Annotated in this window: 15 protein-coding genes and 2 pseudogenes; 13 read left to right on the top strand and 4 right to left on the bottom strand. The window is 58.0% G+C overall.

Annotated features, from left to right (window positions below; all coding sequences use genetic code 11):
• The 5 genes and pseudogenes from AB7F49_RS33130 to AB7F49_RS33110 all read left to right on the top strand — a co-directional run.
• A pseudogene (locus tag AB7F49_RS33130) lies at positions 1 to 192 on the top strand (NADP-specific glutamate dehydrogenase); the annotation flags it as partial.
• 918 nt (positions 193 to 1110) lie between these two features.
• Positions 1111 to 1335: a DUF1127 domain-containing protein gene (locus AB7F49_RS33125; RefSeq protein WP_428530208.1), complete on the top strand. Its 225-nt coding sequence runs from the start codon at positions 1111 to 1113 to the stop codon at positions 1333 to 1335.
• A 138-nt stretch (positions 1336 to 1473) separates the two neighbouring features.
• On the top strand, positions 1474 to 1905 hold the full coding sequence (rnk, locus tag AB7F49_RS33120; protein WP_428530206.1) for a nucleoside diphosphate kinase regulator: 432 nt from the start codon (positions 1474 to 1476) through the stop codon (positions 1903 to 1905).
• Positions 1906 to 2108: 203 nt separating this feature from the next.
• Positions 2109 to 2585: a Dps family protein gene (locus tag AB7F49_RS33115; protein ID WP_428530204.1), complete on the top strand. Its 477-nt coding sequence runs from the start codon at positions 2109 to 2111 to the stop codon at positions 2583 to 2585.
• Positions 2586 to 2714: 129 nt separating this feature from the next.
• Positions 2715 to 3059: a hypothetical protein gene (locus AB7F49_RS33110; protein ID WP_428530202.1), complete on the top strand. Its 345-nt coding sequence runs from the start codon at positions 2715 to 2717 to the stop codon at positions 3057 to 3059.
• A 318-nt stretch (positions 3060 to 3377) separates the two neighbouring features.
• On the opposite strand, the gene AB7F49_RS33105 is transcribed toward AB7F49_RS33110, so the two are convergent.
• The 4 genes from AB7F49_RS33105 to AB7F49_RS33090 all read right to left on the bottom strand — a co-directional run bounded on the left by AB7F49_RS33105 (position 3378) and on the right by AB7F49_RS33090 (position 8840).
• A complete protein-coding gene (locus AB7F49_RS33105; protein WP_428530200.1) occupies positions 3378 to 3989 on the bottom strand; it encodes a hypothetical protein in 612 nt (203 codons plus the stop codon).
• A gap of 49 nt (positions 3990 to 4038) precedes the next feature.
• A complete protein-coding gene (locus tag AB7F49_RS33100) occupies positions 4039 to 6555 on the bottom strand; it encodes an NAD-dependent epimerase/dehydratase family protein (RefSeq protein WP_428530198.1) in 2517 nt (838 codons plus the stop codon).
• Between the two features lie 57 nt (positions 6556 to 6612).
• Positions 6613 to 7056 (bottom strand): CBS domain-containing protein, encoded by a 444-nt coding sequence (locus tag AB7F49_RS33095; protein WP_428530196.1) that lies wholly within the window; start codon positions 7054 to 7056, stop codon positions 6613 to 6615.
• A gap of 251 nt (positions 7057 to 7307) precedes the next feature.
• Positions 7308 to 8840, bottom strand: coding sequence for an FAD-dependent oxidoreductase (locus AB7F49_RS33090; protein ID WP_428530194.1), 1533 nt, complete (start codon positions 8838 to 8840; stop codon positions 7308 to 7310).
• A gap of 221 nt (positions 8841 to 9061) precedes the next feature.
• Here AB7F49_RS33090 and AB7F49_RS33085 point away from each other — a divergent pair, with 221 nt between their 5' ends.
• The 8 genes and pseudogenes from AB7F49_RS33085 to AB7F49_RS33050 form a co-directional block, all read left to right on the top strand.
• Positions 9062 to 9910, top strand: a complete 849-nt coding sequence (locus AB7F49_RS33085; protein ID WP_428530192.1) for a LysR family transcriptional regulator — start codon at positions 9062 to 9064, stop codon at positions 9908 to 9910.
• A 353-nt stretch (positions 9911 to 10263) separates the two neighbouring features.
• Complete coding sequence (locus AB7F49_RS33080) at positions 10264 to 10512, top strand: hypothetical protein (RefSeq protein ID WP_428530190.1); 249 nt, start codon at positions 10264 to 10266, stop codon at positions 10510 to 10512.
• Positions 10509 to 10970: a GreA/GreB family elongation factor gene (locus AB7F49_RS33075; protein WP_428530188.1), complete on the top strand. Its 462-nt coding sequence runs from the start codon at positions 10509 to 10511 to the stop codon at positions 10968 to 10970. Before AB7F49_RS33080 ends, AB7F49_RS33075 begins: the two co-directional genes overlap by 4 nt.
• The gene (locus AB7F49_RS33070) at positions 10967 to 11185 is read left to right on the top strand and encodes a DUF2945 domain-containing protein (RefSeq protein WP_428530186.1); all 219 of its coding nucleotides are present in this window, start codon (positions 10967 to 10969) and stop codon (positions 11183 to 11185) included. Before AB7F49_RS33075 ends, AB7F49_RS33070 begins: the two co-directional genes overlap by 4 nt.
• A 25-nt stretch (positions 11186 to 11210) precedes the next feature.
• Entirely contained in the window at positions 11211 to 11636 is a 426-nt protein-coding gene (locus tag AB7F49_RS33065) for a PAS domain-containing protein (RefSeq protein ID WP_428530184.1), read from the top strand.
• Positions 11637 to 11675: 39 nt separating this feature from the next.
• A complete protein-coding gene (locus AB7F49_RS33060) occupies positions 11676 to 12245 on the top strand; it encodes a DUF488 family protein (protein WP_428530210.1) in 570 nt (189 codons plus the stop codon).
• Positions 12246 to 12479: 234 nt separating this feature from the next.
• Positions 12480 to 13157: a two-component system sensor histidine kinase NtrB gene (locus AB7F49_RS33055; protein WP_428530182.1), complete on the top strand. Its 678-nt coding sequence runs from the start codon at positions 12480 to 12482 to the stop codon at positions 13155 to 13157.
• Between the two features lie 126 nt (positions 13158 to 13283).
• Positions 13284 to 14092: pseudogene (locus AB7F49_RS33050) on the top strand (IS3 family transposase); the annotation flags it as partial.
• Between the last annotated feature and the right edge of the window lie 107 nt (positions 14093 to 14199).

Below are 14199 nucleotides of genomic sequence, written 5' to 3'. Positions count from 1 at the left end.
CAAAACGCCTCACGTGACAGCTGGACATTCGAGCAAACGGAAACTCGCTTGGCCGCGATAATGCACGGCATCCATGATGTTTGCGCAGAAACGGCAGAAGAATACGGATCCGCGAATGATTATGTTTTGGGTGCAAATATTGTCGGCTTCGTACGGGTGGCCGAAGCAATGCGATCTTTAGGTGTGATCTGATTTAGTTGCAGGTGTCAGGCCCTTTGAACACGCAGATCGCGCCGCCCTAGTGCGGCTGCGCTAACAACGACCAACCGGACTGTCCGGCAAGTCGTTTCCTAGACTTCTCGAAATGTCGTCTATGGCGCCTCGCAGCGCAGAGGAAGTGAGCGAGCGGCCGAAGCGGCATTAAAGTGGATTGCCTAACGCTATCCCGTGACATTGTAGGTGCGATTCAATTCCATGCAGAAAATAAGAGGCCGCCGATAGCAAGCATTGTGCCCAGCCAAACAACAGTGTGGTATGGCGGCGAGCCTTGGCAAAAGCTCGCGCGGTGGCCCGGGCGCTGCCGGCGTCCTCGTAATCAGAAATCTGAGGTGGTCGATGTCATTGTCGAGCCCTTCTTCTGATGAGCCAATTGCAGTTGCCATTTTCCGTCGTCAAAAAAAACCTGCAGCGTAGATTAGCGGAGCGACTTCGAGCGTAGAGCGTCTCTTCTGCTCTTGATTCTTTTCACATCGACCCCATATATCAAATATGATGATCATATTTGGATTGCATTCGCCGGTAGCTCGCCTGCTGGGCCATGTGCTGCCCGAGCGGGCATAGGCAGCCGCATTCATCCCGCTCGGGGTCAACGCAAGCATCCAAATCAGTCCCATCTAAAGAGCGACATCAGATCGCCGGAGGATCATCATGTCCATTAGCAATCATCTGACTCCCGTCGACGGAGGTCAGGCGTCCCACTTGCAGCCCATCTTGACCAAGGCTCACTTAAGGCGAAGCACCGAGCGAAACGAAATCCGGTAGCCTACCACGGATGAGGTCAACAGGCGAGCCCGGCAACTGCAGGCACAGGCATTCGATGAGCTTCTCGCGCTCCTCGGTCGAGGAATTGCGACAGGCGTCCGCCGGCTGGTGTCAATAGCAGCCTCCTTCTTGGCGGTCGTCGAGGAGGCCGCCGCCGCAAGGCGGGCTTATGAGGAACTGTCGCGCCTGAGCGATCACGAACTTGCCGACATCGGTCTCTCGCGCGCCGACATCGCTGCCGTTGCCCTCCGACATCCACGCAGGGCTGAAACTGCCGTAACGCCTTCGGGGCTGGCTTCGGGCGAACTTGTTTCGGGCGAACTCGTTGAGCAGGAGATTCGCAAGGCGGCGTGACACCTGTTGTGCCTCGGGGAAGGCGCTGCCCTTCCCGCCGCTTCGAACGTGCACGAGAAGATTGGGAGCGACTGTGCCCGGAGAGGCCGAGGCGGTCGAGGCGGGTTGGGTTAACTTTGTAGAACCTGTGGAGGAAAAATGAACAAGGCGCACGGGCTTCCCCCAATCGTCATTCCCGAAGATGATTACGGACGCCTCTCGTTCATGGCGACCGTGAGTAGGATGGGCCGCCGGCAACCACCCTCTGGCACCGCGCTAGCTGAGGAACTCGACCGTGCGAGCGTCGTGCCGACGACCGAGGTGCCGGACTCGGTCGTCACGATGGGGTCAACGGTCGAGTTCCGCGACGATGACACCGGGCGCATCTCCAGCGTCACCATCGTTTATCCGGAGGAAGATGCCCACGATCGCGGACTCCTTTCGGTGCTGACACCCCTCGGGGCAGCCCTGATCGGCCTATCGGAGGGCCAGTCGATCTGCTGGAGATCGGCTGTCGGCGACCGCCGCAACCTCACTGTCTTGCATGTCAGCCGAGCCCCGACCCCATCTTCTCAAATAGCTGCGGATTGACGCCAGAAGGTGGAAGGGTGGTCGCGCGGACGGCACGTTGTTATCCGGGATTCCAATCCTTGGCCGGACGCCGATATCGGACGATGTTGATTTCCACGCGCCTAAGTGGGCATACAAGCGATCGCGCTTTTTGCAAATGCGCGCGTCATTGCGACGCGGCTTGGGATTAGAGAATCAAGACACTTGAAACTAGGAGATCCGAAATGACCAATCCATACATCAACGATCAAGCGGCACGCGCACAAACTGCGGCTTTGATCGGGCGCCTGCTAGCGGACAGCTATATCATTTATCTCAAGACGCAGGGATTTCACTGGAACGTTGTCGGGCCGCAATTTGAACCGTTGCATACGCTGTTTCAAGATCAATATATTGAACTCGCACAGGCGATTGATGAGATCGCCGAACGGATACGCGCACTCGGGGTCAAGGCGCCTGGCAGCTTCTTTGAATTCCAGGCATTGACTTCCATCAGCGAAGAGACGGGCGCGCCTGCGGCCGATGCCATGATCAATCAGCTTTTATCTGATCATAACACTGCGTCGCGCACCGCTCTGCAAGTAGTCAGGGAGGCCGAGACGCAAGGAGATGTTGCGACGGCTGATCTCGCGACGACGCGGGTGACGCAACACGAAAAGACGGCCTGGATGCTGAGCAGCTTGCTGAAACCTAGCAAGTAGTAAAGCGGGTCATAATGTGTGTGACCGTCTGACTTGTCGTGTAATCCATATGCGAGAGCATCAGGTGCCGCGAATTGCCGACAGTTTGGGTCTTGGAATCTTTGCGCGCCGCAGTGAGATAGGCATACCGTGCTGGGCAAAAGCGAGAACAACGTTATAGCTCTGAACCGTCAGTCCGTGCGTTGTAGTCGACGGCAGGACGCAGCGGTCAAGTTCCAGCTCTCGACATTGGCACCGAAAGCCCCCGCAGGTTCATACGATAAGCCTGCCTTCAAACGCGGGAAGATCGAAGGCTGGCAAAGCGCGTGCCACGTTCCGCCGCTATTCACCGAGCCAGGCCACAGCCTGCATACTCCCGAGGAGATGGGCGTCGCATCTTCGTCGGAATCGACAAAAGTGCTGGCCATTTCCCACACGCGCTTTGGCAAACGGCAGACGGTCCGCGAGAAATCGTTCAATGGCCTGGGACAGTAACAAAGATGGTCGGGGCGATGGTGGAGGCCGCCTTGCGCATGGGCATAAGTGCTAGCGGAATTCGCAACATCGCAGGTACCAATCCAAGCTTGAGCGCAAGTAGGCGGACCTGCATAACAAGCAAGCCGCGCTGACGACCGGATGAACACATGCGCTCCAAATGATGGCCCCACTGCCGACGCAGCTATCGCTCGGTCTGAGCAATCCAACGTTTCGTACCTTGACGTAAAACGCATGCACGAGTGCGCTCATCATGGCTTCCCACCTATGCCGGTGGGCTCGACAATGCCGCTCGTGTTTTGGGCGCGGCGTTGCGATTCATGGCGATGTCGCCGAAACTTGGTTGTCAGATCCAGTCGGATTTGCAACCTGCATCGGTGGGGCATGGACATGGACCTCACCGCCGGAATGCCGCTTCAGAATATCAATGGCGCGCTGTTCGTCCGTCGTACCCCGGGTCCGCACCCATAATAACAATCCTCCGCGATCGATCTGGTCCTGCAGATAAGTTGCATGACGGTCCCCAAGCCATTTCGCCAACGCAGAGCCAAGGAGCCCACCTGTTCCTCCCGCCAGCACCACTGCGGTTATAATCGCGGCGAGCGTCCCCCCGGAGGCTACGACAGCGCCTGCAGCGGCTGCCGCTCCAACATAGACCAATGCCCCTATCAACCCGCCCTGGGCGTCGCCGATGGCCTCGGGTGAGACATACGCTGCACGCGGGACCGCAGGATCGTCAGCAAGTGCGCTGATGCTCTTGAACTGGGCGCCCAACTTTTCCCGCACAGCGGTTTCGCTCGCGAGCAGCCCAAGCTCGGACCGGTGGAACCCGGAACTAAGAAGCTCGTCAATGGCGCTTTGAAGGTCTTCGTTTCGGTGAAAAATTCCCACCGCTTCCCGGATGGTACGTATCTCTTGTTCAGTAAGCATATGACATTCTCCTGCATGACTTGGATCTACGGCCTGCCAACGATGCGTGCTACACTAACAGGTGATTCCAGTTTCCATACCGTTCCCGGATTGCCCCGCGCCGGAAGCTCAGACCGATTAGAGCTGCTCCCGAGATGATACTCGCGATCGTTCCGGCGACATCCGCTTCATACACGAGCGCGAGGATCAGGAGCGCCGCGCCGAGGACAACATTGAAGTACCGCACCGGCCGAGCGACTTCAGCGGCGGCGATGGATACCACCGTAAGGACGAGTGCGCCGATCAGGTGATGAGCGTCCGCCAAGCCGCCGTCGGCACCGAGCGTCACGCGGGTGAACAGTAGCGACACGCCAATGAGCGCGCTGATCGCCAAATTCCAAGGAAGGCCGACACCGCCGCCAACCATCTCTTTCAATATTGCGCAAGGAGGTCGATCGAATTCGTCGGGGACAACCCTTTCCTTGCCGGCAACGGGCATTTCGTCGGTGCCTCCAACGAGAAGCACCCGCAACCAGTTCTGGCCCGCGTTTACTCGGCGGCGCAGGAACTGCAGCGTGGCGAGCAATTCATCAAGGGAATAGGGGATCTGGACAAGGACCGCGGCGGCAGCAATCAGAGCGAGCGTGCTCCACGTGCCAATGACAATCGGCTGGATGACGATAAAGAATATCGAGGTGATACCAAGCGGAGCTATCATCAGTCCGAACAGCAATACAAGCCAAGGCATTGTTCGCCAACGCGTCCGTGAGCCTACGACGCCGGTAAGGATCTCCAACAGGTACGTGTAGCCGCCCACCGCCGCATCAGATACCGGCCAAGCTTTCGACACCGATGATGTGATGATCTCCTCTGTTCCATTTCTCGGGTCCACCGCCGATCCGGCGAAGAACGGCTCCCACACGCTTGGGACATGGCCCAACTGGTATGCTGCGAGATAGCGCGAAACGTATAGTCCTATGAGCGCCAACCCGATGATCGGCAGGCGCTGAGTCCATACTGAGGGGTTGTAGCTCCAGCCTGGCGGCACATCAGGACCGGTCAGTGTCGCAAGAGCTGATGGACCCGGATCCGGCTTGGTACAAACCGCGAAGCCGAATATCAGCGCGCCGACAAGCGTGTCTGAGAGGTAAGCCGCTCCGTTCGCGGTTGAGAGCAGGAAAGGTATTGCCATCACCCCGGCACCGATGCCGGCGCAGGCCCAGCGCGCCAATTGTACTCGCCACGAGAGGGAAATGGCGGCGCACAGGATGAGGAGGGACCCAAGCGCAATCTCGGTCGTCCGCAAGAGCGGCTCTCCGACATTTATCAGCGCCGGTTGCGTGATGAGCCAAGTCCCGAGGCCGATGTTGAGAAAATGCGCCCAGCGATAAGCGCCGTGCTCAGCCCTGATCCGCTCCCTGTGGCGGGCGGACAGTTCTTCTGGATTCTCCCCCAGCTTGCCGGCGGCGCCGAACCACAGCGGCGGCGTGATGCCATTCGCCTTGTACCAGCGGAGCGGATCGCTCTTAAGCAAGCCCACCATGCGGGGCAACTCTTCTTGCAGGCGGTGCTTTGGCTCCCAACCGAGCAAGTCTCGCGCCCGCCGAACATCGAGCGCATAGTGATCGTCCGACATAGGAATCATGAAAGGTCGGACGAACGGGGGTTCTCCCTTGTCGATCATGTCGGGAATAACTGGTTCGAACGTGTGCTGTGCCCAGGATCCGGCAGCCGCAATTACCTTCGGCAATCGCAATGTCGACCACTCGTCCGCTCCGTGGAGCAAGCGCCCGAGTTCGTCCTGAAGGGCGTCGTAGCCCATCGCATCAGGCTCACCGATCAGAATCTCGGTTGCAGGGGGGAGGATGTGTCTTCGGTCAATGACTCGTCGGAAGGCCTCTATCAGATCCTCGCGATGGAGCATGGCCTGGCCGACCAAAGTGTTGCCTGAGTAGAAGTGGCTCTGAAAATCGCGCTCGAAAATGCGCGCGATTTGGTGAGAGAGCGTTGGCACCATGACGTGCTCATCATAAACGCCAGCCAGCCGCAGGAGCACATATGGTGTTTTCTCACGCTCTGCGCGGATCACTTCTTCCGCCGCCGCTTTCGACCGCGGATAAGCCCAGCGCGGTTCGACAGGCTGGTTTTCGTCGATGTGCTCGCCTGGTCGGCACGGAGAGTGCACCAGTATCGTGCTTGAATAAATGAACTGATCTACTTCGAAGTCGCGGAGCGCCCGCAGCAGCTTCCGCGTTCCTTCGACATTGACCTGGTCGTACAGAGCACTGTCTTCACCGCTGAAATCGAAGTAGGCGGCAAGATGAATGACGCTGGCAATGTTTGAACCAAACGAGTCACGCAACTTGCGGAGCGCGAGCTCGATAGCCGGCCCCGAGGTCAGATCCATTCCAATGATCGGAAAATCGGACTTATCAGCGCGCAAATCGAAGCCGACGATCTCGTATTCCGGGCGAAGAGCCTTTCCCAGCGACTGGCCGAGATTTCCCGCCGCGCCCGTTATGATGACGAGTGGCTTGCGGTTGGCGGCTCTTGTCTGCTTCGATCTCCGTTTTGCTGTAGCCGCCATTTGCGAGAGTACTTTCCCTATTGTTTGAACGCGCGTCGTTCCTCTCGTTCATCAAGGCTAGTGGTACCCAACACCCATCACATAGGCGCGGATAAGCAGCTCCTCGTCTTTGACTTCCCGCAACAGCGCTTGCAGCGCGTCTCTGGCATTCACCACGCCACAGGGATGTGAGTTCTTGTCAACGATGGGGATGTGAACGAACCCCTTCTCTTTCATAAGAGCCAGGACGTCGTGCAGCTGATCGTCGGCTCGGCACGTGGTCACTGTTTGAGTCATCACCGCGGACACTGCCTTGTTTTCGAAAGCGCCGTGATGTTGGGCGACTTGTCGCACGACATCAGTCTTGGTGACCACACCCACCATCGCTCCGTCGCTATCGCACACGACCAGGAGGGCTCGATGGGTGTCGGACAAGAGGTTGGCGGCCTCGACCAGCGAAGCGTCATCTCGAACCGTAATCATGCGCTGCTGAGCGACGGGCAGTATGCTTTGGACGCGCATCGAAGTGTCCTTGTTTTCAGCTCCCTTACAGAACTCCACGGCCTGATCGTTGAAGAGCTGGAGGACTCAGGTCAGGCAAATCTTGTCCTAGCCTCATTCATGTGGCGCTGTAAGCACAGCAAGCAAACGAATTTAATTGTCAGTTGAATGCAGAGTTTCTGCTCTCAGCGAAGAGAATCAGCCGAGTCAAAAAGGCATGACCAAGGGAGGCTTACGAAAGACGCGAAGGGATAACTACCGAGTGCAGCCGCTCAGAAATTGGTCTGGCGCTCCATGGAAATCTCAGCCTGGAGGCTTTCGCGATCTCTAAAAATTGAAGCGATTGCCCGCGTACGACCTTCTTGTTTGTATCGGATCACGCAGTCTTTGGTGGCGATATCGCCCTCGATTGCGATTTCGTCCCACCTCTCTGCATGTCCGACGTAATTGATCGGAACGTCATAATGTTGGCTCCAGAAATAAGGAACAGCTGCAAATGGTTCGCGATGTCCCATCATGTTGAGCGCAACTGTCTGGCCCTGGCGTTCAGCAACCACCCAGTGTTCGACGCGGATATTTGCCCCCGAATGCTTATCCGGCCAGCGAGCGATGTCTCCCGCGGCGTATACGCCAGTGGCGCTCGTTTCGAGGAAGGAATTTACGACGACGCCCCGCTCGACAAGGAGACCGGCTTTTGCCGCAAGGTCTATCCTCGGACGCACGCCGATTCCCGCTACAACGAAATCGGCAGCCAACCTGCGATCGCTCTTGAGCGTGACCTGGTCCTGGGTGATCGAGACCGCTGTCTCATTGAGGTGAAATACGACGCCATGTCCCTCGTGAAGGGATTGCACGAACCGCCCCATCTCCCGGCCAAGAACGCGTTCCATCGGCAGTTTCTCGGGCGCGACGACGTGAACCTCGATGCCACGGACACGCAAGGCGGCGGCGACCTCGAGGCCAATGAAGCTGGCTCCAAGTATGACCGCTCTCGCTGCCCCTTGAGCACTTGCGATGATGCTACGACAGTCCGCAAGCGAGCGGAGCGAATGGACGTGTGACTCATTCCCGCCAGGGATCCATAGTCGGACCGGCTCGGCTCCCGTCGCCAGCAATAGCCTGTCGTATCCAATACTGTTTCCATTGGAGAGCGTGACCTCGCGCGAACGAATATCGATGGCTGCCACTTCCTCGGTCAGCCGCAAGTCGATCGCGTTGTCGCCGTAGAAATTGTCGGGACGCAAGAAGACCCAGTCTTCCGGCACAGCGCCTGCCAAGTAGTCTTTCGACAGGTTCGGCCGATCCACCGGCAGCGCAGCATCGTTGCTTAGCAACACGATGCTGCCGTCAAATTGCTGACGACGGAGCATTTCGGCGGCTGCGAAGCCGGCAGCGCCTCCGCCCACGATCACAATTTTGGCGGGAGCCGTGCTCGGTAGCTTCGGGCGGGCTTTCGGTTCCGGCGCCTCGCGCTTGACTTGCACAAACACCTTGTCTTCGCGATGCTCGATCTCCCAACACGCAATTGGGCTGAAGGCTGGCGCCCGAACCGCCTCCCCGGTGCGAAGGTCGAAACAGGCATGATGCCAGGGACAGCGGATTGCGCCATCGGCAATCACCCCGTCTGCCAAGGGGCCGTGATAGTGAGTGCATTCCGGTGCGACTGCGAAAAAATCATCGCCGTACCTGACAAGTAACACGGCGTCCGCGCCGACATGACCCAAAAGCTTTTCACCGTCGGCAAGATCGCTTTTTGCAACGCCTTGCGCGAGATCGGGGTTCTTGAAGTCTTTTCCTTCATGCATAATTTGTGTTTGTCCGATACATCAGCTGCGCCGAAGCAGCGTCATGGGTTGGCGAGGTTGCCGGGCCACCGAGCAGAGACCCGCGACCAGGAGGAGGGCGGCCAGCACCTTCAGCCGCATTGGTTCACCGGCGCTTCAACAAGCGCACCATCACACCTACTAATGAAGCATACAAACGAATATAATTGACACTTATCTGCATCGTTTATGTTAGATGAGACATGGACATCGAACTGGCGCGAACCTTTGTGGAGATCGTCTCTACAGGCAGCTTCATCAAAGCAGCTGATCGTCTGCACGTCGCTCAAACGACGGTCAGCGCGCGGGTGCGACTCCTGGAGCAGCAGCTTGGTCGGCCGCTTTTTGTCCGGAACAAAGGTGGTGCCTCGCTCACACCAGCGGGCGAGCAGTTCCTGCGCTTTGCTCCGACTTTCGTTCAGCTATGGCAGAGAGCACGGCAACAGGTAGCGGTCCCTGAAGGACACCGTGCGGTATTAACTGTGGGAAGCGAGGTCAGTCTGTGGCAGCCACTTCTGCTCGAATGGGTGAGGATGATGCGGCGGACACATCCGGATATAGCGCTTCGCGCGCATGTCGACGTCCCTCAGGATTTGATTACGCATGTTGCGGCCGGTCTCGTTGACGTCGCTATCATGTACGCACCTCAGCATCGGCCTGGTTTGGAAATCGATTTGCTAATGGAGGAAGAGCTCGTACTGGTGACAACCGATCTGTCAAACCATCGCGCAGATGACCCTCGCTACGTTCATGTAGAATGGGGTCCGGATTTCACCCTTCACCACGGAGCAAGCTTTCCCGACACGACACCGAGCCTGGTCGCCAATCTTGGCCCGCTTGCTCTCAATTACGTGCTCTTGGAAGGCGGCTCAGGCTACTTCAGGATGCACGCGGTCCAGCCATACTTGGAATCTGGAGAACTTCATCTCGTCCCGGGAGCGCCCCACTTCTCATTCCCGGTCTACGCCGTGCACTCGACGAATTTCGATACCGCTACTTTGGGAACGGCGCTCACCGTCCTCCGCGCAGTGTCCACCGCGGAAGTGAATTAACGAGCCGCGCTCAGCGCGCCGCCTATTTGTCGGCACGGAATCTCCCTCCGCGGGTTGTGTTCCGCTACCACGACCTTTCACATCTTGCTCTCATATCCCGGCGTCCCCCGTTTCGTTATTTGTGCGAAAGGGTCTCTAAACTGGAGGCGTCAAGGGCCCGATTCTCGGGGCGGCATCCGATGGGAGCGTGATCCACCGAACCTGCTCTTCCAGGTGCAATTGTATTGTATTGAAACGTCAATAATCTTCGTTTGCCTCCGGAGATATCTTGGATGAAACAGGGTCGGCGTGCCCGGGCTGTCGCAATGGACCGAGCATCGCACCCAGCAATCGGGCTCCTGAGGAGTGACGTGATGGCTACAATTCTTACGTCCGTCAGAGGGCAAAAGCCGCCATCAGGAATGGGTAGGTTCTTTAGTTCGACGAATCTGAATCGATATAGAAAGCTGGCTAGCGGCGCCATTGCCGAAGCGGAGCAGCATCAACTCTTGAAAGACCTGGCTGAAGAAGTGAATGCGTTCAAGCGTGAGGCTCACGTGGCCGGCGACCAAGCGTCTGTATTCCGTGAAAGCAAGGGACCTCAAGCTGGCAGCGGGATATGAATCAAGGAGATCGATCCTCCAGAGACTGGCATGAGAGGACGGCGCAGCAGCGCCCGCCGATCGTCCTGACACCGGCGGACCGTGACAAACTACTCGCGCTGATAAGGGAGCTGCCTGTATCTGCCCACGCCCAAAGCGCAGAATTCCTACGCGAAGAGGTCGAGCGCGCAGACGTTGCGATGGGTGATATATCGCCGACTTTGGTCGTCCGAATGGGAAGCGATGTGAAATTCATCGATCATGAGGACCAACGTATTCATCGCGCCAGGCTAGTTTTCCCGGAGGAGGGTCCCGGACCTCGGTTCATCTCGGTCCTTAGTCCCGTCGGGAGCGCTCTGATCGGCCTTGGACCGGGACAGTCGATCCGCTGGACTGAGGCCCGCGGGGAACGCAGGCTTACCGTTCTCGAGGTCTCTGGTGACGCGTTTATTCCATCCGGACGTCGGAGGCGTGAATGAAGCGCTCGTTTAAGATTGGAGATCACGTAAGCTGGAATTCGGAAGCAGGACGGGTCGCCGGAACAATCATCAAAGTCCACCACAAGGACTTGCAATATAAAGGATACACCCATCACGCCTCGCTGGAAAATCCCCAATACGAGATCAGAAGCGACAAAACGGATCACATTGCTCTTCATAAAGTGCGAGCGTTAAGATTGAGACGCCACGAATGAGCGACGATTGTCTGGGTTAGAAGCCGTGGATGTTGATCACATCATAGGAGACGCGATCCTCTCCGCGCCGTCGGACGCGATCATCGCCGCAGATAAAGAGGGTGACATCATCTTCTGGAATCCGGGCGCGGAGCGGATTTTCGGTTTCGCGAGGGCGGAGGCCATCGGTCGATCGCTGGACATTATTATTCCGACGCGTTTGCGGAAGCGCCATTGGGACGGTTACCGTCGAGTCATGGAGATCGGCGAGAGCCGCTATGGCCAGGGCGACGTGCTCGCGGTTCCCGGCACCGCCAAGGACGGCCGGCAGCTATCGCTGGAGTTTACGATCGTCCCGTTGCGAGACGGGTCCAGGGGGCTGATCGGATTTGCTGCCATTATGCGCGATGTGACCGAACGGTTCGAGGAGACACGCGCGCTCAGGCGCAAGGTCGCGGAGATGACCAAATAGCCTGGAGAGCACTTCGCGTTGTCGGACCAGGACATCCATATGCCCCGATCGTTCTTCACAATCGGGCACTCGACGCGTTCGTTCGACGATTTTGTCGCCTTGCTCAACGCGCACGACATCAAGCTCGTCGTAGATGTGCGCGCAGTTCCCAAGTCTCGGACCAATCCACAATACAATTCGAAGGAGTTCTCGGAAGCCCTTTCCGAGTTCCAGGTCGGTTATCAACACATCGCTGCGCTGGGCGGTCTCCGCGGCAGGATGCGGGGTTTGCCGCAGGAGGCCAACGCACTCTGGAAGAACCAGAGTTTTCACAATTATGCAGACTACGCGACGAGCAACGAGTTCCGATCGGGCTTGAAAATGCTGCGTGAGCGAGGCCACGCCACGACATGCGTGATCATGTGCTCGGAAGCCGTCTGGTGGCGGTGCCACAGGAGGATTATTGCCGACTATCTGATCGCGGCGGGAGAAATAGTCTTTCATATCTTGGGGCCTAAGGCAGTGGGCCAGGCACATCTAACCGAGGGTGCTCGCGTGAGAGCGGACGGCACAGTGTTGTATCCGCCTCCTGTTACCGAGCTCGACAAAAATCTTGTTGCGAAACGCTAATTAAATTCGTTTGTCTGCACTCAGTTAAGTTCGCACGCTACGTCTTAGCGATATGATCAAGAAAGCGAAGCTAGAATCAATCGAGCTAAAGACGGGGGAGCATTATGCCAAGGAAAAAACAACAGACCATTCAGTACTGTCAGCAATTATTTCGGCACGCCGCGGATAGACAACGTCCCTTCGCCAGCCTCGCTTTCGGCGCGCGCCGCGCGGCGGTTCTCGGCACTTGGAGAGATGACCGGCGGCATTGCTCACGATTTCCGAAACATACTCTCGGTAATTGACTGCGGTTTGAGACTCGCTGATTCCAATCTCGGTGATCCGGACAAGGTCCGGACCTTCATCGCCGGTGCACGTGAAGGAGTCGAGGAGGGAGTGAGGCTTACCTCTAAGCTCTTGGACTTTGGACGGCAAGATGGGGTCAAGCTCTATGCTGCAGATCTGAGCGCGCTTCTTAAGAATCTTGAGCGGTTTCTTCAATACGGCGCCGGGCCGTCTACACGCGTTGTTCTTGAATGTGCGCCAGCGATTCCGAAGTGCCTTGTCGACCCGGACCAATTTGCCGCAGCGATCTTGAACCTCGTCATCAACGCGCGTGATGCGACGACCGGGGGTGAAGGCGAAGTACGAATTAATACGTCCCGCTGTGAGAGTGACAACGCACTATCGAAGTTAGGCTCCGAAAGCGCTTACGTCCGGGTTAGAGTGCAAGACAATGGCTCGGGAATGCCTGGTCACGTCGCCCGAAGAGTGTTCGAGCCGTTCTTCACAACGAAGGGATATAAGGGAAATGGTCTCGGCGTGCCCCAGGTCGGCGCCTTCATGCGGCACATTGGAGGCCACGTGGCCGTCTCCAGCGATCCTGGTTGCGGTACGACGGTCGACCTTTTCTTTCCAGCTATCGAATCCTAACACTTCTCTGGGTCACGCAAATCGTGCGGTCATCCGCGGCGACCGTTCAGCTGACCCGCGCTGACCTGCCACTGAATTTTTCCTCCACGCGGAGTTAGAGTCCGGCCCGACGAAGGGGGACGGACGATGAAGCGCAAGAGGTTCACCGAGGAGCAAATCATCGCGGTGCTGCGAGAGCATGAGGCTGGTGCGAAGACCGCCGATCTGGCTCGCAAGCACGGCATCTCGGAAGCCACGCTGTACAATTGGAAGGCCAAGTACGGCGGCATGGACATATCGGATGCCAAGCGGCTGCGGTCGCTGGAGGACGAGAACCGGAAGCTGAAGAAACTGTTGGCGGAGTCGATGCTCGACCAGGCGGCGCTGAAGGAACTGCTGACAAAAAAATGGTAGGGCCCGCCGCCAAGCGTGATGCTGTCGCTCACCTGCGGAAAGTGCTGGGGATGAGCGAGCGCCGGGCCTGCACCCTCATAGCTGCCGATCGCAAGATGATCCGCTATCGGTCCCGGCGGTCACCCGACATCGAGTTGCGTAGCCGCCTGCGCGATCTCGCCAACCAGCGTCGCCGGTTCGGCTATCGGCGACTGTTCATCCTGCTGCGGGAACAGGGCGAGCCGTCGGGCATCAACCGCATCTATCGGCTCTACCGCGAAGAAGTACTGACCGTGCGCAAGCGCAAGGCCCGGCGCAGGGCGATCGGGACCCGCACTCCGATCCTGGTCGAGGCCAGGGTCAATGCCCGCTGGTCGCTCGACTTCGTCCATGACCAATTCGCTTTGGGCCGCCGCTTCCGCATCCTCAACATCGTAGACGACGTCACGCGCGAATGCCTGGCAGCCGTCCCCGACACCTCGATCTCGGGCAAACGGGTGGCCCGCGAACTGACGATGCTGGTCGAGGCTCGCGGGAAGCCGAGGATGATTGTGTCAGACAACGTCCTACGTCAGAAACTGAATGGATTGGAGCGGCAACAGACCTCCGTTCACTGACCGAGGTCAGTGAATATTGCTTAACGTCATCCAAGCGGCTTCCGCCGTCAAGG

The sequence above is a fragment of the Pseudorhodoplanes sp. genome (assembly GCF_050250235.1).
In the GTDB taxonomy this organism is placed as follows: domain Bacteria; phylum Pseudomonadota; class Alphaproteobacteria; order Rhizobiales; family Xanthobacteraceae; genus Pseudorhodoplanes.
Note: the sequence above shows the minus strand (reverse complement) of the source record. Positions and strands in the feature narration are given on the sequence as shown.